This is a genomic window from Pseudomonas sp. Irchel 3E13 (assembly GCF_900187455.1).
Lineage (GTDB): Bacteria > Pseudomonadota > Gammaproteobacteria > Pseudomonadales > Pseudomonadaceae > Aquipseudomonas.
In genome coordinates, this window is the sequence record NZ_FYDX01000002.1 from 77044 (window position 1) to 94164 (window position 17121).

A 17121-nucleotide genomic window follows, 5' to 3' on the forward strand; every position below is an offset into this window, starting at 1 on the left:
CGCGTTTTCCGTTGTCAGAGCTTGCACCGCGACGCCAGTCGCGGTGCGATCACCACAACTCGACAACAAGAAAGACGGAACGCGATGCCTGAAGCCACCTTCCTCACCAACGAAATCCGCGACCTGTTGATGGACTGCGGCCTGTTCGACCAGCTCCTGCCCGGCGACTTCCTCGCCGCCGCCGGCTATTTCGCCCTGAGCAGCATGGACGCGGGCCAGGAGATATTCCGCGAAGGCGATGCCGGCACCTTCATGTGCATCATCGTTCACGGCCAGGTATCGGTACGCAAGACCGACGCCGACGGCCGCGAAGTGGAAATCGCCATCCTGCGCAAGGGCCGCGCCTTCGGCGAAATGGCCGTGCTGGACGGCGAGCGGCGTTCGGCCTCGTGCCTGGCCGCCAGCGACTGCCAATTGCTCAGTCTGGGCAAGGACGCGCTGGAAAAAATGCTCAACGACGCGCCGAAGATCGCCGCGAAAATCATCCGCGCGCTGGCCGTGGCCCTGTCCAAGCGGTTGCGCATGCTCGATGGCCAACGCTTGTCGCAACAGGTCTAGCCGTCTTTCGCCCGCTCCTTGCCGGCATCCGGGGACAACCCGGGCAACGGTTGATCCTTCGGCGGCGCGGGCAGCGGCACGGGCGGCAACAACGGCGCTCCCGGCTTGCCGGAACCGGCGCGCGGCACGACAGGCGGCGACACCTGCGGATACGGCGTCGGGGTGGCGGTTCCCGGGGCGCCGGGCACCGGTGCGATGACCCGCGGTTGCGGGTCGGCGGCCTGGGCCGTGGCGAGACTGGCCCAACACAGCAGGATACTCGTCAGACGCATGGGGGGCTCCTGGTCGAGGTTCTACACTACAGGCTACTCCGCCGCGCAGCAGTTTGCCTGCCCAGGCGCGAGTAGTGGCGTTAAACTGGCGTCAAAACCGTAACAAGCCCGAGCAGGTATAAAAAATGACTTCCTCTTCCTCCGCTGCCGCCACCGCGCGGCTCGATCGCATTCTCGCCGACGCCAAGCGCGACGATGAGCGCGGCTATCGCCAGAAAGCCCTGAGAATGTATCCCCACGTCTGCGGCCGCTGCGCCCGTGAGTTCGCCGGCAAGCGCCTGAGCGAACTGACCGTGCACCACCGCGACCACAACCACGACAACAATCCCCAGGACGGTTCCAACTGGGAATTGCTGTGCCTGTACTGCCACGACAACGAGCACTCCCGCTACACGGACCAGCAGTACTTCAGCGAAGGCTCCACCAGCACCCCGAGCATCGCCAAGGCCACCCATAACCCGTTCGCCGGGCTCGCCGGATTGCTGAAGAAGGACTGAAGTCCGACTTTTCGTACAAAGCCATGCCGGTGACCCCGTATACTCGCGCTTTTTTTGCGAAGGGGCCCGGCACGTGGCGAACAAACGGTACAGTTGCATTGGCCTGTACAACCCCAAATCCCCGGAAAACGTCGGTTCGGTCATGCGCGCCGCTGGCTGCTATGGCGTCAACTCGGTGTTCTACACCGGCAAGCGCTATGAACGCGCCCGCGACTTCGTCACCGACACCAAGCGGGTGCACTACGACATTCCGCTGATCGGCATCGACGACCTGCAGAAAATCATTCCGCTGGGCTGCACCCCGGTCGCCGTGGAACTGGTGGAGGGCGCTCGCCCGCTGCCGGAATACACCCACCCGGATCGCGCCATCTACATCTTCGGCCCCGAGGATGGTTCGCTGGACGACGACGTCCGCGCCTGGTGCGAAGAAACCATCTACATCCCGACCAACGGCTGCATGAACCTCGCGGCCACCGTCAACGTGGTGCTCTACGACCGCATGGCCAAGGGTTTGAACACCCGCTCCGGCCCGCGCTTCAAGTAACCGGCCACACCGATGGAACGCCGGTCGCGCACCGGCGGTCTGCTGACTATCACGTACCCGACAGGAGCATCGTCCATGTCCCAGAAGATCGAGATTCCGAGCACGCCATTCCAGAGCACGCCAGAACAGAACGTCCACGGCTGGGAGCGCGCAAGCTCCGTGGCCACCGGCGTACTGATGGTCGGCAAGGGCTTGCGCCGCGGCGGCCTGTTCGGCCTGATCCAGATGGCGATTGGCGGCGCAGTGCTGGCCCGTGGCGTGACCGGGCATTGCGCGGCCAAGAGCCTGATAGAGCGCGGCCGCGCCGACCTCGACCAGATCCGCTCACGCATCGAGCGCAGCGGCAGTGAGTTGAAGGCGTTGAAGGCAAGCGCCGAGGCGGCTACGCGAGAAGTAACGGTGACGGGGAATGTGTCGCTGGTGAATCCCAAGCCGTGATTTGAATGCTGTATCGCTGACGGCGCTTCGCGAGCAAGCTCGCTCCTACATCATCCATTGATCGCAACGCCCATGGACCTGTAGGAGCGAGCTTGCTCGCGATGCACCGGCACTGAGAACCTAGGTATGTAGATCCCCATAGACCGACAACACCCACACTATTTCAACAACGAACTCTGCAACACCTCTGACTCCCGCCCCAGCACACTCTCCGCCAACTGCACGAACTCCGCGGTACTCACGCTGTTCACCCGCATCAACGCGCGGGTCAGGTCATCCAGCGAGCGCTTGTTCTGGCTGTGCAAGCGTATCTCCCGGTCCAGCGCCTGCAACAGCAGCACCGCGCGGGAGATAGTCGCGCCGCTGATCTGTTCGCCACGCACGCTGGTGACCGCCTTGCCTTCCTTGTTCAGCCGCGCTTGCAGCGCCTGGTAGCGGTCATCGCTGATACCGCCAGCACGACGCAACAGTTCGATGGAGTAGTACTCGGCCAGACCCTCGGTGATCCAGTCGCTGCCCTCGCGGTCGCTGATCCGCGCGAACACCCGCACCAGCTCGCGCAACAGCGGGCTGCTGCCGTTTTCGCTGACCAGCGGCGTGGCGCTGTTGAGGAAGATCGAATTGTTCGCCGCCCGCGCCCCGCGCCACAGGTGCTCGCGCGCGCCGACCAGCAGCAGCTTCGGCGGCGTACGCGGGAACACCGCCTGGTACTGCGGCCAGACGAACGTCAGCAGGGTCAGCGCATCCATCCGCCGCAGCCCCTGGCCGAAAGGTCCGGCGACGCTGACCTCGGTGTCGCCCAGCCGGGTACGCCGGGCGCCGACGTTGCCGGCCAGCATCCAACCGGTGGGGCGGTCGAACAGCCGCGAGACGTTGTCGATGCGAAAACGCTGCTTGCCCACCCGCGGCCAGGCGGTTTCGATGCTTTTCCAGCCAGCGGGCAATTCCAGCGTCAGGCGCGCCACCAGTTCGGTGCCGTCCTGCTGGTCGAGGCGCGCGGGCGGCACCAGGTCATCACCGCGAAACAGCGCCCACTCCGACGACAGGCGGCTGTCATGGCTGCCGTTCTTCAAACGATGGTTGAGGTGCACCCGATAGCTCAGGCTGGCCTTGCCCGGTGCCGGGCGCCAGACGCCGCGCTGGTTGTCGGCCTGTTGCTGCCACGGGCCATCGGCCTTGAAATCGCTGTACAGGCCGTCCTTGCCCAGGTCGAAGTCGAGGCTGCGGACCTGCGCGCCGTCGGCGAGGGTCACGCGCACTTCGGCCTGCCCGGTCTGCGGCAGCAAGCGCACGTGGTAGTCCAGATCGACTTTTTTCGCCCAGGCGGCGTTGCTCGCCAGCAACAACACGACCCACGCCAGATGGTGACGCACAGACATCGCCCGACTCCTTGTTTTAATGCGATGACCGCGAAAGCAGGCTCTACAGCAAGCCTTAGCTGGCGCGGAAAATCAGATAGTCTTCCCAGTCATCCTCGTCCACGCTCTCCTCGCTGAGCATGCGTCCGGATTGTGATATGCGCTGCTTGTGCACCTGCTCGCGGTCGCCACACACCAGATGGTGCCAGCGCGGCAGGTCCTTGCCCTCGCTGACCAGGCGATAGCCGCAGGTCGGCGGCAGCCACTTGAACTGATCCGCCTTGCCCGGGGTGAGCTGGATGCAGTCCGGGACATGCGCGAAGCGGTTGGGGTAGTCGCTGCACTGGCAGGTCTTCAGGTCCAGCAGTTTGCAGGCGATCCGCGTGTAATAGACGCTGTTGTCGTCTTCGTCTTCGAGCTTTTGCAGGCAGCACAGGCCGCAGCCATCGCACAACGACTCCCACTCCAGACGATCGAGCTGCTCGAGGGTCTTGCGGGTCCAGAACGGTTCGGGCGTTGCCTGCATGTCGCGGTGATCCTGTTTCAAAATTCTTCTGCTCTATCGAGCGGCGCCAGTCTAGGACGAGTGCTTCGCCTTTGCCAGACCGCTTGTCAGGGTGTGTAGGACAGGCGTAGTTTTGCAAATCATTTCATACCCCCCTGTCAGGAACCCGCATGAGCGCCAATCCTCGCGTTGCCGAATACGCCATCAACGAACAGTTCATCCAGCGCTGGTCACCGCGGGCCTTCACCGCCGAGCCGATTGCCGAAGAAACCCTGCTGAGCTTCCTCGAAGCCGCACGCTGGGCGCCGTCGGCCTACAACTCGCAACCGTGGCGTTTCCTCTTCGCCCGTCGCGACACCGCGAACTGGGAGCGTTACCTGGGCCTGCTCAACGAGTTCAACCGTAGCTGGGCGCAGCACGCCTCGGCGCTGGTGATCGTGCTGTCCAAGACCACCTTCACCGCCCCCGGTGCCAGCGAAGAAACCCCGGCGCTGTGGCACACCTTCGACACCGGTTCCGCCTGGGGTCACCTGGCCCTGCAGGCCAGCCTGAGCGGCTGGCATACCCACGGCATGGCCGGTTTCGACCAGGAACTGACCCGCAAGGAACTGAAGATTCCTGACGAGTACGTGCTGCATGCGGTCATTGCCATCGGCAAGCTGGGCGACAAGGCGACCCTGGCCGAGTACCTGCAGGCCCGTGAAGTGCCGAGCCCGCGTCGTCCGCTGAGTGAGCTGGCGGCCGAGGGTGATTTTACGCTGTAAGGCATTAGCGCTTTATCGCTGCGGTTCGGAGCACCGAACCGCAGCGATGGCGATCTCAATACCCCCGCGCGAAATCCACTTCCCCGCGCAACGCCTCTCCCGCGCCATACGCCCCCAGGTTCTCCACGAACAACCGCGCCATCGCCACCGGCGAGGTCGGCGCCGAGCTGTGCCCGGTCAGCAGCAGGCCCAGGGCCGTCCAGAACGGATGATTGCGCGGCAGCGGCTCCTGGCGGCAGACATCGATTACCGCGCCGGCCAGATGGCCTTTGGTCAGTGCGTCGACCAGGTCACCATCGACCACCGCCATGCCACGACCGGCATTGATGAACAGCGCATCGGGGTTGAAGCGGGCGAACAGCGCAGCGTCATAGATATCGTGGGTGGCCGGCGTGTCCGGCAACAGGTTGACCACATAGTCCACCTCGCCCACCAGACGGCCGAGATCGTCCAGCCCCGCCACTTCGATAAACGGCGCCAACACACGCGGCTGGCTGGCGACGCCATAGAGGTGAACGCCGAACGGCACGAGGAACTCGCCAACCTGGCAACCGATGTCACCGGTGCCCACGATCAGCACCCGGCGCCCTTCCAGGCTGCGCCCGAGGCGGCCATCCCATTTGCGCTCGACCTGGCTCATCAGCCGGCTCAGCACTTCACGTTCGTGGCCGAGCATGTAGGTCAGCACGTATTCGGCCATGACCTGGCCGAAGATACCCACGGCGCGGGTCAGGCGGTATTCACGGGGCAGGCCATGGGCCAGCAACGGCGTGATTCCGGCCCAGGTCGACTGCACCCAGTCCGGGCGATGCCCCTGGCGCAACAAGGTCGCCAACAGGTCCGGCTGACCGAGCCAGACCGGGCAATCCGCGGCCAGACGCGACAGTTCGGCGGAATCGCCACTGGTGAGGATCTCGAGATCGGGCAGGGCCTCACGCAGCAGACGGGTGTAGAGGGCGTGATCCTGTTCGGCGATCAAAACGCGCATATCGATTACAACCTTGCAAAACGGCGGGATGGCCAGCGTACGGCGGCTGGCCACATGGAGACGAAAACGGGGACGGGATCAGACCGGATCGTTGCGGCGCAGCAGTTCTTCGGGCAGGTGCTCGATGTACTCGTCCTCGAGCGGCGGCATCTGCAGGTGGTAACCCTGCTGGTCGAGGTTTTCCAGGACCTTGGCGATGTCTTCGCGGGCCAGCTTGCGCTCCGGGCTCAACACCAGGTCAAAAGCCAGTTGCGGCGTGCCGAAGGCGGGCAGCAGCCCTTCGGGCACGCGCGCCAGGCCATCGGCCTTGAGCACGTAAAGGTACATTTCGTTCTTGCGCGGGCTTTTGTAGATCGAGCAGATACGTTTCACGAGACTTCTCCAGCAGTGGCCAGGCAGTCCAGCAGCGCCTGGCCCATCCGCTCGCGGCGCCAGCCACGCAGCGAATCAGGCAATTGGTAAGGACCGTCGGGGTAACCGCTCTTGAGCAGCGCCTCGAGGGTTTTCTTGCGCAGCATCAGCTCCGGGGCGATGCTCAGGCGCTCGGCTTCGGCCTGGCCGATGGCCCGCAGTTGTTTCAGCAGCGCCGAGGCTTCGATCGGCAGCGGCTCGGGCACGGCCGGCGGCCACTCGGACGGCGGCAGGCTGCCGGTGCGCTTGATCAGGTCAAGGAGGAACTCGCCGTCCTGGCGCAGGGTGCGCGGGTGCATGTCTTCGATACGGGCCAGCGCCGCCAGGTTGTCCGGCTGGGTCCGGGCCATCGGCCACAGCGCGTGCTCACGCACCACGCGGTTACGCGGCAAATCACGCGCCCGGGCCTCGCGCTCGCGCCAGGCACACAGTTCGCGCAGCACCGCCAACTGGGCGCGGGACAGTTTCCAGGCCAGCTTGGCGTCGCGGTACAGCTCAAAGGGATCGACATCGCGGCGCAGTTGCAGCACCAGTTCGGCGCCGTCGTCCAGCACCCAAGCGTTCTTGTCGTCGCTCAGTTGCGGACGCAGGCGCACGTACAGCTCGGCCAGGTGCACGGCGTCTTCCGCGGCGTAGCTGATCTGGGTTTCGGAGAGTGGGCGTTGCAGCCAGTCGGAGCGGGTCTCGCCCTTGGGCAGTTCGATGCCCAGCACTTCCTGAACCAGCCGCGAGTACCCCATGGAGAAGCCGAGGTTGAGGTAACCGGCGGCCAGTTGGGTGTCGAACAGCGGCGCCGGCAGGCTGCCGGTCAGGCGCAGGAGGACTTCGAGGTCTTCGCTGCAGGCGTGCAGCACCTTGGTGACGGCGGGATCTTCGAGCAGTTCGGCCAGCGGCTGCCAGTCGTTGACCCGCAGCGGGTCGATCAGAAAGGCGCGTTGCCCATCGCCGACCTGGATCAAACCGGCTTTGGGATAGAAGGTGTCGACCCGCATGAACTCGGTGTCGAGTGCCACGAAGGGCAGTTGACGCCACTGCTGGCAATGCTCCGCCAGGCTGCGGTCGTCAGAAATCCAGTGAATATCGATGGCCACAAGGCTCTCCCACGAACAATGGCGCGCAGTATATACGGCACAGGCCACTGCCGGGAAACCGCCCGACAGCCCTCTCCCTATGGTTTGTAAGAGAAGCAGACGAAGCGGCTTTTTGCATCCGACTCAGGAGGTAGTCCCTTTCGGCCGGCAACCGGCGAACAGGTCCAGTTGCGGGTTGTACAGGGCGGTTTTCACCTGCAACAGGCCGAGCATGGAGTGGAACAGGTTGTCCTGGCTCAGCGGTTGGTCACGCTCCTGTTTCAGGCAGTCGACATCCACGCCGAAGCTGCTGCGGTAGTTGTCGGAGAACCAGGCCAGCATTGGCACATGTTTCTGTTGCTCCGGCGCCACCATGTAGGGCGTGCCGTGCAGGAACAGGTTGTACTCGCCCAGCGACTCGCCGTGGTCGGACAGGTAGAGCATCGCCGTGTCCACCTTGTCCTGCTTGCTGCGCAGCAGGTCGATCAGCGAGGCCAGCACGTGGTCGGTATAGGCCAGGGTGTTGTCGTAGCCGTTGATGATGCTCTGCCGGTCGCACTGGTTCAGCGCGTTGCTGTGGCAGACCGGGGTGAAGCGCTCGAACTGCGCCGGGTAGCGCTTGTAGTAATCCGGGCCATGGCTGCCCATCTGGTGCAGGACCAGCACGGTGTCTTCCTTCAGGTCGTCGATGCGCGCGGCCAGGTCCTTGAGGAGGATTTCGTCATGGCATTCGCTGTCGGCGCACAGGCCCGGCTCCTTGAGGTTGCTGACATCCTCGAAGTGCACCCGGTCACAGGTGCCCTTGCAACCGGACTGGTTGTCCCGCCAGTACACCGCCAGGCCGGCGCGCTGGAGCATGTCGAGCAAGCCCTCCTGGTTTTTCGCGGTCGTGGCGTCGTAGGTCTTGCGGGTCATGCCGGAGAACATGCAGGGCACCGACACCGCTGTCTCGGTCCCGCAGGACGTGACATTGCTGAACGCCACCAGGCCCTGCTCTTTCGCCAACTGTGGCGTGGTGTCGCGGCTGTAGCCGAGCAGGCCGAAGTTTTCCGCCCGGGCACTCTCGCCCACCACCAGCACGGTCAGCGACTTGCGTGGATGGCCAGCCCAGGCCGGCGACAGCGTGGCATCTTCGCCGATCGTGCGGAACGACTGGGTCGCCCCGCCGACTTTTTCCCGCACATAGTTCACCGAGGCGCCGATGTAGTTGCTCGGCACGACCATCAGGCGCAGTTCATGGTGATTGCGAAACAGCGAGGCCAGGCCCTGATAGTTGAGCATCGCCACCACCGCGAGGATCAACAGGCTGGCCAGGCCAACCCATAACTTGCGCAACAACTCGCGAGGCAGACTGCGGAAGTTGACGGGTGTCCTGAGCAAAATAAAGGTCGGCACCACGCCCAATAAAACAATATAAACAAGCAACTTCAGCGAGAGCAGATCGCGCACTTCCGTCACGTTGGTTTCCACGGTATTGCGCAACATGCCGATATCGATCAGCACGCCGTATTGATTCATGAAGTACGCCACCCCGGCGCTGACAATAAACAGCAGCGCCAATAGTGGTTTGAGGGTTTTGCGAAACGTCAGCACGGTCAGTACGAAGTTGAAGGCGCACAGCAACAACACGCCGAACGCCAGCCGCAGCAGCAGCCCGTGAGTGTCGCCCTGGAGCACCGTGGAAACGTGCGTCCACAGGACCGAGTTGAAACCGAGCAACAGATAGACACTGGCAAACAGCGTCACCCACTCGGGACGCAACGACTTTATTTTCAACATGACGTTTCGCTTATGTAGAGTTCCCCGCCGAGACCGTTGCGGCCCCGCCTTTTACCGGGCGAACTTTAAGCAGCCATTCATCAATTTTCCGTGAAAAAAGCGCGAACAAACAATGTTCTGGATGAAGCTTTGTTAATCCTCGCCGTGCGTTCAGCCGCGGTTCAGAAACAGCGGCTGTTTTTTAGCTGGCGTCAGGCAGGCAAACGCACTTTGGAATAAGAATCGCGGTCGATATCGAGAATTTCCACGCACAACTGAATATCCACACCCGCCTGGGCCGGAACCACATCCTTCAGCGCCTCCAGCAGGCTGGCGGAGAGTTGCCGTTTGATTTCCGGAGAGCGGCCGCTCAACAACGCCAGCTTCACATGAACAAACGCCCGCTCCAGCGGAGCGATGCCGACCCGGAACACCTCATGGGCCACGGCCCGGCTCTTGATATCCAGCTCGTCGCTGAACTGGCCGCTGGCGACCAGCGCACTGTTCAGGCGCAACAGCGCTTTATCGGTGTCGAGGGTGCGCAGGTTAGCGCTGTACTCCAGATGCAGTTGGGGCATTTCGGTTTCCTGAGGCGGGACAAAGAGCCACAGCCTACTCCAGCTACCCATCCCGACAAAGGCAACTATCCTGAAGATTCACGCCCTCAACCTCAGGAGAACCGTAACCATGCCGGTTAAGCACGATTTACTCGCAGACCTGCAACTGACCCGGGAAGCATTCGAGGACCACAAGAAAAAAGACCCGCACCTGGGCAGCCTGCACCAACACTACCTGAACAAGGACAGCGAAGTGGTCGAGGCCGAACGGGACGGCAGCCCGGATGACAAGGTCACCAAATTGCGCAAAGAGCGCCTGCTGATCAAAGACCAGATCGTCGCCCACCTGAAACCCTGAACCCGCCCCCGGCGCTGACGCAGGCGAGTTCCTCCCCGCGTCAGCGCGACGCCAGACGCAAGGCTTCCAGCGCCTCATAAGACGGTCGCGTCCAGAACTCGATCCGTTCCCGCAATACGTCCGATGCCTCGTCGCGCTTGCGCTGGCTGTCCGGCACGAACGCTTCCGACGGCTGCTTGGCGTGCAGCCCGGCCGCCCGCAGGGCGAGCTGCGCGTCCTCACGGCCAAGACCGAAAAAGCCCGCCAGATGCTCGCCCATGCTTCCCGGCAATTCGGTGTAGTTGACCAGCAGGTTGCCCTCGGCGCGGCTGTGTTCCAGGCCCGCCGCAAGCATCAGGCCGAGGCGCCGGGCGATCTCGTCTTCACGCCCGCCCATGCCCTGGTCACCATCGAGCCACGCCGAACCGAGCATGCCAGGAATCATCTGCATCCCGCCCCGACGCATATGGGAAACGGCGATCTCCAGCGGCTCACGGTACAGGTACAGCCACGGCACCTCGGGGAAGCACTCACGCAACAAGTGCCGCTCACGGATGTTCCAGGCATCGAGCTTGATCACCAACGCCCGCTCCTGCCCGCCGCGGATCTGGCCATAGGCCGAGAGCAGGCCGCGAATCGCCGCCAGGCGTGTTTCATGGGGCAGTTCCGCACGCAGCAGGATGTCCAGCGCGGGCGGCTCAGACACCACCACGTGAGTTTCCAGTTGCGCGAGCATCTGGCCGATCAGGGTCGAGCCACACCGCGACGCGTGATAGACGAACGCGCTCGGCGCCACGCCCGGACACTCCGCCTGCCATTGGCTCAACGCGGCAAGGGACGTCTGCCGGCGGAACGCCTGGTTGAACGGCAGGGACAAGGCATCGTCCACCGAGTCGCGAAAAAACGGCTGGTCCAGCCGCTGCTGGCCAAACCAGCACCAGTCCACGCGCCATTCCGGCCCGTCCTGCCAGACGCTGATCGGCAACCAGCCCTGCAAATTCAGACTTTCCATTGATCACTCCAGCGAGCACGTCCTACGCGCATGGCCGACCGCACCTGGTCACGGCCAAAGATGAAGCCCTGTTCGCTCGCCAGCGCGAGCGTCCGTTCGACGAAGGCGTCCTTGTCGCGCAGCGCCTGCAAGGTCGCGCTCGCCTGCGGGTGTTGCTCCAGCCAGCGGGCGAAGTCGGCGAACGCCTGGGCGAAGCGCCCCACCCCGGCCGCGGGGGTGGTGGCCAGCCCGCTGTCGATCGCCGCGTCGAGCCAGGGCCCGGGACGACAATCGATGACCAAGTGGATACGTGGGCTGCTGTCGTGGTTCTGCACGCTGTGGGGACGGTCGAGATCGAGAAACCAGCACTCGCCCGCCTGCATCGGCACCCGCCGGCCTTCGAGCATGAAATCCACCTGGGCGGGGGTCAGCAGCGGCACGTGAAGGCGCATGTCGGCGTCCGGGCCGCCGAGGTCATAGTCGCGGTGCTCGTGAATATGCCCGCCCGGCCCCAGGCGCATCAGCCGGGCATTGCGGATGTCCACCGACAACCCGCGCAGGCCTTGCTGCCAGCGTGGGTCGCGCACCCAGGGCTGGCGCTCGATCGCGGGGCCGTCGCCGTGGGTCAGTTCACCCGTGGCATCCGCCGGGGAGATCAGCGCAATGCCGCTCCAGTCGCCCTCGAAATAGCGTTGATTGAAATGCCCTTGCCACAGTTGCTCATCGAGATCCGCCAGCGCCGCCAGCAAAGGCGCCAGGTCGATCGGCACCGGCAAACGTGAGAACGCGGGGCGGCGCGCGGCGCCATCCCGGGAAAACCTGGAATCCATACCCTGGCCCCTCTACCCGACTCCCATTGGAATGCGGCCCAGTCTAGGGCCGGCGCATCGGCCGTCAAGCAAAATGCCATCACCTGTCGCGGCGACAGCTTCGTTGATCCGCGCCTGTCAGGCCTGGCGGAAAATCAGATACTCTCGGCAACCGCTGTCGTGGTCATGAACCCGCGCTCGCTGCCGACACAGTGATTATTGCCTTCCCGTGAAAGCAGCCACGGGGTCCAGGCCCTTGAACACCACGCCCAAATTCGAAGCGATGACTATGCACCCTATTTACCTGAACCTCGGTTGCGCCGATCACCCACGCCAGGGCTTCTTCAATATCGACCTGGACGCACCGGGCGCGGACCTGCACCTCGAACAGGGCAAGGCCCTGCCTTGGGAGCGCGGCACGGTTCCGGGTATCTACAGTGCCCATCTGCTCGAACGCCTCGGCCGCAACCAGGGCATTCGCCTGCTGCATGAGTGCCGCCGGGTGCTGCAACCGGGCGGGGTGATCCGCCTGGTCACCACCGACCTCAAGGCCCTGATCGACGATTACCTCAGCGACCGCCCCGATCCCTCGGCACCGGGCATCGGCCGCGGCGAACGCCTCAACAACGCCTTGCGCCAGCAGGCCTGGACCTACGACGAAGCGGAGCTGACGCGGATCTGCAAGATGGTCGGCCTGGAGCCGCTGACGGTTACCGCGCCAGGCGCGAGCAGCGACCCGGCCCTTAGCGGCCTGGAGTCCACCGCGCCAGGGCAACTGGTGCTGGAGTTCCGCAAGCCACTGCGCCAGTTGGCCGCGGACGCCGAGCCACTGGTCAGCATCGTCATGCCGACCTACAAGACCCAACACCTGCACCAGGCCCTGGAAAGCGCGCTGAATCAAACCTACCGCAACCTGGAAATCCTCGTCTGCGACGACTGCCCCACCGATGCCATCGAAACCATCACCGCCGAGTACGGCAAGTTCGACCCGCGCATCCGCTACGTGCGCAACCCGGACGCCGGCAAGGACATCGGCCGCCTCAACCATGTGCTCTGCATGAACGAGGCCCGCGGCGAGTTCATCAAGTTCCTCAACGACGATGACCTGCTCGACCCCGAATGCGTGGAGCGGATGATCAAGAGCTTCAGTGACTACCCGGATATCACCCTGGTGACCTCCAAGCGCCAGCGCATCGATGAGTACGACGCACCGCTGCCGGATATCGCCGCGACCCAGGCGCCGGTGGCCGCTGACTCGATGATCGAAGGGCTGTCGCTGGGCACCGCGCTGATGCTGTCGCAGATCAACTTCGTCGGCGAGCCGAGCACGGTGATGTTCAGGCGCGATGACATGATCGAGGTCACCCCGGACTTCATGTCGGTGGACGAGCAGCCCATCGCCTGGGCCTCGGACGTGGCGATCTTCCTCAACCTCGCGTTGAAGGGCAACACGGTGTACCTGACCCAGCCCTTGAGCAGCTTCCGCATTCACGGCGAGCAGTGCCAGGTGTTGTACGGCGCCGCGGCTCAGGGCGAATCGCGGCGGTGCTGGGAAATCATGCGCAGCTTCTGGGCCCGCCATGAATTCGACAAAGCGCTCTGAACATCCCGGGCCATGCACGGCTCTGACGAAAGACAGGTCGACCGGCACACGCCGGCAACCACGGAAAACCATCATGACGATGCGCAGCCTATGAGCGACAGGGAACCGATTTTCGTGACCCAGCCCGCGCTTCCCGACCTGGAAGCCTTCATTCCCTACCTGCGGGAGATCTGGGACCGGCGCATGCTGACCAACGGCGGCCCGGTGCACCAGCGCCTCGAAGCCGCCCTGTGCGAGTACCTCGGTGTCGAGCACCTCTCGTTGTTCTGCAACGGCACTCAGGCACTGATTACCGCGGTGCAGGCGGCGGGGCTCAGCGGCGAAGTGATCACCACGCCCTACTCCTTCGTCGCCACGGCGCACTCCCTGCTGTGGAACAACCTCAAGCCGGTGTTCGTCGATATCGACCCCGACACGCTCAACCTCGACCCGGCGCGGATCGAGGCCGCGATTACCGACAAGACCACGGCGATCATGCCGGTGCACTGCTACGGCCATCCGTGCGACAGCGGAGCGATTCGCCAGATCGCCGAGCGCCACGGCCTCAAGGTGATCTACGACGCCGCCCACGCCTTCGGTGTTCGCGACGATGCCGGCAGCCTGCTGCGGCACGGCGACCTGTCGGTGCTGAGTTTCCACGCCACCAAGGTCTTCAGCACCTTCGAAGGCGGCGCCATCGTCTGCCCCGACGAGGCGACCAAACGTTATATCGACCAGTTGAAGAACTTCGGACTGTCCCGCGACGGCAGCACGGTGGAACACATCGGCAGCAACGGCAAGATGAGCGAAATCCACGCGGCCTTCGGCCTGCTGCAACTGGAGCATCTGCACGCGGCGCTGGACAAGCGCCGGCAGATCGACCAGCGCTACCGCAATGGCCTCGCCGGTGTCCCGGGCATCCGCTGCATCGACGGGGTCGGCGAACACACCGGCAACCAGGCCTATTTCCCGATCCTGGTGGAACCGGCCTATCCGCTGGCGCGGGACGCCCTGTTCGAACACCTCGCCGCCCACAACATCCATGGCCGACGTTACTTCCAGCCGCTGATCAGCAGCCTGCCGATGTACTGCGACGCACCTTCGGCCAGCCCCGCCAACCTGCCAGTGGCCAACCGGGTGGTGGAACAGGTGATCTGCCTGCCGATCTATCCGAACCTGGAACACGAAACGGTGGACTTCATCGTCAGCCTTATCGCCGGAGCCGCTGCATGACCGCACTGGCGATCATGCAGCCGTACCTGTTTCCCTACATCGGCTACTGGCAACTCCTGCACGCGTCGGACTGCTTCGTGGTCTACGACGACGTGAACTACATCAACCGTGGCTGGATCAACCGCAACCGGATCCTCATCAACGACGAGCCGGGCCTGATCACCCTGCCGCTGCTGCAGGCCTCGCAGAACCGCAAGATCCGCGACATCGAAATCGCACCCGCCGGGCAATGGCAACGGCGCCTGCTGCGCAGCATCGAAATGGCCTACCGCAAGGCGCCCTGTTTCGACGAGGTGTTTCCGCTGATCGAGCAGATCCTCAGCCACGAGGACAGCAACCTGGCCGGATTCCTTACCCACCAGTTGCGCACCCTCGCCGGCTTCATGGGCCTGGAAACGCGGATCGTGTCCAGTAGCCAGATCTACCAAAACAGCCAGTTGGCGGCGCAGGCGCGGATCCTCGATATCTGTCGCCAGGAGCAGGCCACGACCTATATCAACGCACAGGGCGGGCGCGCATTGTATGACCCGGCGGCGTTCACCGAAGCGGGCATCGACCTGCGCTTCATCGCCATGCGCGCGCGGCCCTACCGGCAGCGCGGCGAAGGCTTCACGCCGTACCTGTCGATCATCGATGCGTTGATGGAAGTCGGACCGGAAGGCATCAGGCCGCACCTGGCGGCCTTCGATTACCTCTGAGGTTCAGGCCAAAGACGCTCGCGCTCGAGCGCCACGATGGAGTTCCTGGTCGTCCTTACTTGATGGTGACAATACATTTGGAGGGGTACAGCTCACACTTCTCCAGGATGTACTCGCTCGGCTGAAAGACTTCCTTGAAGGCAAGGGCCTCGCCAGGCGACTCCGGCCAGGTCAGCTCATCCATCAGCAATACGCTACCCGACACAAGATGCGGCTTGACCGCCGTCAGGGCGGCCAGGGTCGGTTCGTACAGACCCAAGTCAAAGTAGGCGAAGGCAACGATAGCCGAGGCATTGGTCCTGAAGTATTCCGGCGCGGTCCGGCACACGTCACCCTCTATCAGCGAGTGCACGCCACGCTTGTGACCGAGCACGTTATTACCTTCGTGGACCTGCAGCAGTTCGTTGAGATAGTCCTTGTAGCCAGCCTTGGTCGAATAAGAGTTTTCCACCCATACACCGCTCTCCTTGCGGTCTTTCTCCCCCGGCGCGGAATAGCCTTCAAACGTGTCGAAGCCGACGATCTGCCGCTGCTTGTTGAACGGTTCATACATCGCCCGAAGGTTTTCCAGCAGCACCAGATTCTGGCCGTACCAGGTACCGAACTCGCAGATCATCCCGGGGATGTGCTTGAAGCGCTTGTACAGGTCGCTGAGGACGATGAACTTCACCAACACCGAACTGCGGGTATACAAACCGATATTGAACAGCAGGTCATCATCGGACAGCGGACTGTTGAGGAACAGGTCGCGTAACTTGTCGCGGAAGGCGTATTGCAGGTCCGACGCGGTGGACTCGAGCTTGTAGACGTCGTCCTGGATATTCGAATTACTCATCATCACTCCACAGCGCCAGGCCAAAGCCGCTGGTGCCGAAACGGTTGCCGTTGTACAGCATGTATTTGGTGCCTCCGGTCTCGAAGATGAACGGGTAGCAGGTCATCAACGAGTCCCAGCCTTCTTCCGATGGCAGGATGCCGTCATCGTCGAAGCGGGTCCAGCTCTTGCCGTCGACGGACTCGGCGTAGCGGATGCGGTAGGAGCCGGCGCCGTTGCGGAAGTCCTCCGACGCCCGCGAGCAGTACCACATCTTGAACAGGCCGTTTTCCTTGATCACGCAGGGGCGGGAGAAGGCTTCGGTGGGGAAGCGCGACTCCAGGCATGGCTCGGGCAAACGGGTGTATTCGTAGCCGTCCTTCGACTCGGCGTACTTGATCACGTACAGCGGCTCATACTTGCCGTTGACCTCCAGCCAGCGGGTGCCGGAGACGTACCACATCTTCCACAGCCCCTCGTCGTACAGCACGGTGGGCGTCACGGCCAGGTAAGGCTCGGTGGCGGTACGGTCCATGATCGGCCCTTCGAACAGTTTCTCGAAGTGCAGCCCGTCGTCATCGGAGACCGCAACGCCCATGGCATTGTGGTACGGCACCGTCAGACGCTGGTTCCAGCCGCTGTAGTACAGGTAGGTACGACCGTCCTTCTTCACCGCGTAGCTGGGCATCACCCCTTCGTCGTCGAAGGTGCCGGGCAGGCCGAAACCGAGGCACGGCTCGCGGTGGCGGGCGACGACCTTGCGCGGGTCCTGCTTGTCCAGGTCGACCGCGTAACACAGGCTTTTCCCCGCGGCATTGCGGGTGGAAATGAACACCCGTATGACATCGTCCAGCACCAGTGCCGTCGGCACCTGGGCATGGGAGCCGACCCAGTCGATATCGGGGTCGAAGGTTCTACCGAGTTTTTTCCAGGCCAT

General features: G+C 63.6%; 21 protein-coding genes. 9 read left to right on the forward strand and 12 right to left on the reverse strand.

Translation table 11 applies throughout. The features are described 5' to 3' along the window. Positions 1-84 precede the first annotated feature (84 nt). Positions 85-558, forward strand: a complete 474-nt coding sequence (locus tag CKW37_RS02730; protein ID WP_095153914.1) for a cyclic nucleotide-binding domain-containing protein — start codon at positions 85-87, stop codon at positions 556-558. Here the strand turns inward: CKW37_RS02730 and CKW37_RS02735 are convergent. Then, a complete protein-coding gene (locus CKW37_RS02735; RefSeq protein ID WP_095153915.1) occupies positions 555-830 on the reverse strand; it encodes a hypothetical protein in 276 nt (91 codons plus the stop codon). The genes CKW37_RS02730 and CKW37_RS02735 overlap by 4 nt on opposite strands. Positions 831-955: 125 nt before the next feature. On the opposite strand from CKW37_RS02735, the gene CKW37_RS02740 reads away from it, so the two are divergent. The 3 genes from CKW37_RS02740 to CKW37_RS02750 all read left to right on the forward strand — a co-directional run bounded on the left by CKW37_RS02740 (position 956) and on the right by CKW37_RS02750 (position 2309). Beyond that, positions 956-1327, forward strand: coding sequence for a YajD family HNH nuclease (locus CKW37_RS02740; protein WP_095153916.1), 372 nt, complete (start codon positions 956-958; stop codon positions 1325-1327). 73 nt (positions 1328-1400) lie between these two features. Further along, positions 1401-1871 (forward strand): RNA methyltransferase, encoded by a 471-nt coding sequence (locus CKW37_RS02745; protein ID WP_009399572.1) that lies wholly within the window; start codon positions 1401-1403, stop codon positions 1869-1871. Positions 1872-1946: 75 nt separating this feature from the next. Next, a complete protein-coding gene (locus CKW37_RS02750; protein ID WP_095153917.1) occupies positions 1947-2309 on the forward strand; it encodes a DUF2892 domain-containing protein in 363 nt (120 codons plus the stop codon). A gap of 158 nt (positions 2310-2467) precedes the next feature. Here the strand turns inward: CKW37_RS02750 and CKW37_RS02755 are convergent, their stop codons facing one another. Next, on the reverse strand, positions 2468-3682 hold the full coding sequence (locus CKW37_RS02755) for a hypothetical protein (protein WP_371864266.1): 1215 nt from the start codon (positions 3680-3682) through the stop codon (positions 2468-2470). A 61-nt stretch (positions 3683-3743) separates the two neighbouring features. Then, entirely contained in the window at positions 3744-4193 is a 450-nt protein-coding gene (locus CKW37_RS02760) for a YcgN family cysteine cluster protein (protein ID WP_095153919.1), read from the reverse strand. Between the two features lie 149 nt (positions 4194-4342). Here CKW37_RS02760 and CKW37_RS02765 point away from each other — a divergent pair, with 149 nt between their 5' ends. Then, positions 4343-4936, forward strand: coding sequence for a nitroreductase family protein (locus tag CKW37_RS02765; protein ID WP_095153920.1), 594 nt, complete (start codon positions 4343-4345; stop codon positions 4934-4936). A 55-nt stretch (positions 4937-4991) separates the two neighbouring features. Here the strand turns inward: CKW37_RS02765 and CKW37_RS02770 are convergent, their stop codons facing one another. The 5 genes from CKW37_RS02770 to CKW37_RS02790 all read right to left on the reverse strand — a co-directional run bounded on the left by CKW37_RS02770 (position 4992) and on the right by CKW37_RS02790 (position 9741). After that, the gene (locus CKW37_RS02770) at positions 4992-5924 is read right to left on the reverse strand and encodes a D-2-hydroxyacid dehydrogenase (RefSeq protein WP_095154333.1); all 933 of its coding nucleotides are present in this window, start codon (positions 5922-5924) and stop codon (positions 4992-4994) included. Positions 5925-6002: 78 nt separating this feature from the next. After that, positions 6003-6296: a YcgL domain-containing protein gene (locus tag CKW37_RS02775; RefSeq protein WP_095153921.1), complete on the reverse strand. Its 294-nt coding sequence runs from the start codon at positions 6294-6296 to the stop codon at positions 6003-6005. Further along, positions 6293-7426 (reverse strand): ribonuclease D, encoded by a 1134-nt coding sequence (gene rnd, locus CKW37_RS02780; protein WP_095153922.1) that lies wholly within the window; start codon positions 7424-7426, stop codon positions 6293-6295. Before rnd ends, CKW37_RS02775 begins: the two co-directional genes overlap by 4 nt. A gap of 123 nt (positions 7427-7549) precedes the next feature. Then, positions 7550-9184 carry a phosphoethanolamine transferase gene (locus tag CKW37_RS02785; protein ID WP_095153923.1) on the reverse strand — a complete coding sequence of 545 codons (1635 nt, stop codon included), beginning with the start codon at positions 9182-9184 and terminating at the stop codon, positions 7550-7552. A 191-nt stretch (positions 9185-9375) separates the two neighbouring features. Then, entirely contained in the window at positions 9376-9741 is a 366-nt protein-coding gene (locus CKW37_RS02790; protein ID WP_095153924.1) for a 5-carboxymethyl-2-hydroxymuconate Delta-isomerase, read from the reverse strand. Positions 9742-9850: 109 nt separating this feature from the next. On the opposite strand from CKW37_RS02790, the gene CKW37_RS02795 reads away from it, so the two are divergent. Next, entirely contained in the window at positions 9851-10078 is a 228-nt protein-coding gene (locus tag CKW37_RS02795) for a DUF465 domain-containing protein (RefSeq protein ID WP_095153925.1), read from the forward strand. 40 nt (positions 10079-10118) lie between these two features. Here the strand turns inward: CKW37_RS02795 and CKW37_RS02800 are convergent, their stop codons facing one another. Together CKW37_RS02800 and CKW37_RS02805 are read right to left on the reverse strand one after the other, a co-directional pair. Then, complete coding sequence (locus CKW37_RS02800) at positions 10119-11069, reverse strand: sulfotransferase family protein (RefSeq protein WP_095153926.1); 951 nt, start codon at positions 11067-11069, stop codon at positions 10119-10121. Further along, entirely contained in the window at positions 11057-11878 is an 822-nt protein-coding gene (locus tag CKW37_RS02805) for an aspartyl/asparaginyl beta-hydroxylase domain-containing protein (RefSeq protein WP_095153927.1), read from the reverse strand. Before CKW37_RS02805 ends, CKW37_RS02800 begins: the two co-directional genes overlap by 13 nt. Positions 11879-12146: 268 nt before the next feature. Between CKW37_RS02805 and CKW37_RS02810 the strand changes: the two genes are divergently transcribed. The 3 genes from CKW37_RS02810 (at position 12147) to CKW37_RS02820 (ending at position 15370) form a co-directional block, all read left to right on the forward strand. Further along, the gene (locus CKW37_RS02810) at positions 12147-13460 is read left to right on the forward strand and encodes a glycosyltransferase (protein ID WP_095153928.1); all 1314 of its coding nucleotides are present in this window, start codon (positions 12147-12149) and stop codon (positions 13458-13460) included. A gap of 90 nt (positions 13461-13550) precedes the next feature. Then, on the forward strand, positions 13551-14672 hold the full coding sequence (locus tag CKW37_RS02815; protein WP_095153929.1) for a DegT/DnrJ/EryC1/StrS aminotransferase family protein: 1122 nt from the start codon (positions 13551-13553) through the stop codon (positions 14670-14672). Further along, a complete protein-coding gene (locus CKW37_RS02820; RefSeq protein WP_095153930.1) occupies positions 14669-15370 on the forward strand; it encodes a WbqC family protein in 702 nt (233 codons plus the stop codon). The genes CKW37_RS02815 and CKW37_RS02820 overlap by 4 nt, the downstream gene beginning before the upstream one ends. Before the next feature lie 55 nt (positions 15371-15425). Here CKW37_RS02820 and CKW37_RS02825 read toward each other — a convergent pair whose 3' ends face one another. Together CKW37_RS02825 and CKW37_RS02830 are read right to left on the reverse strand one after the other, a co-directional pair. Continuing rightward, the gene (locus tag CKW37_RS02825; protein ID WP_095153931.1) at positions 15426-16205 is read right to left on the reverse strand and encodes a TylF/MycF/NovP-related O-methyltransferase; all 780 of its coding nucleotides are present in this window, start codon (positions 16203-16205) and stop codon (positions 15426-15428) included. Next, positions 16198-17121 (reverse strand): hypothetical protein, encoded by a 924-nt coding sequence (locus tag CKW37_RS02830; protein WP_095153932.1) that lies wholly within the window; start codon positions 17119-17121, stop codon positions 16198-16200. The genes CKW37_RS02825 and CKW37_RS02830 overlap by 8 nt, the downstream gene beginning before the upstream one ends.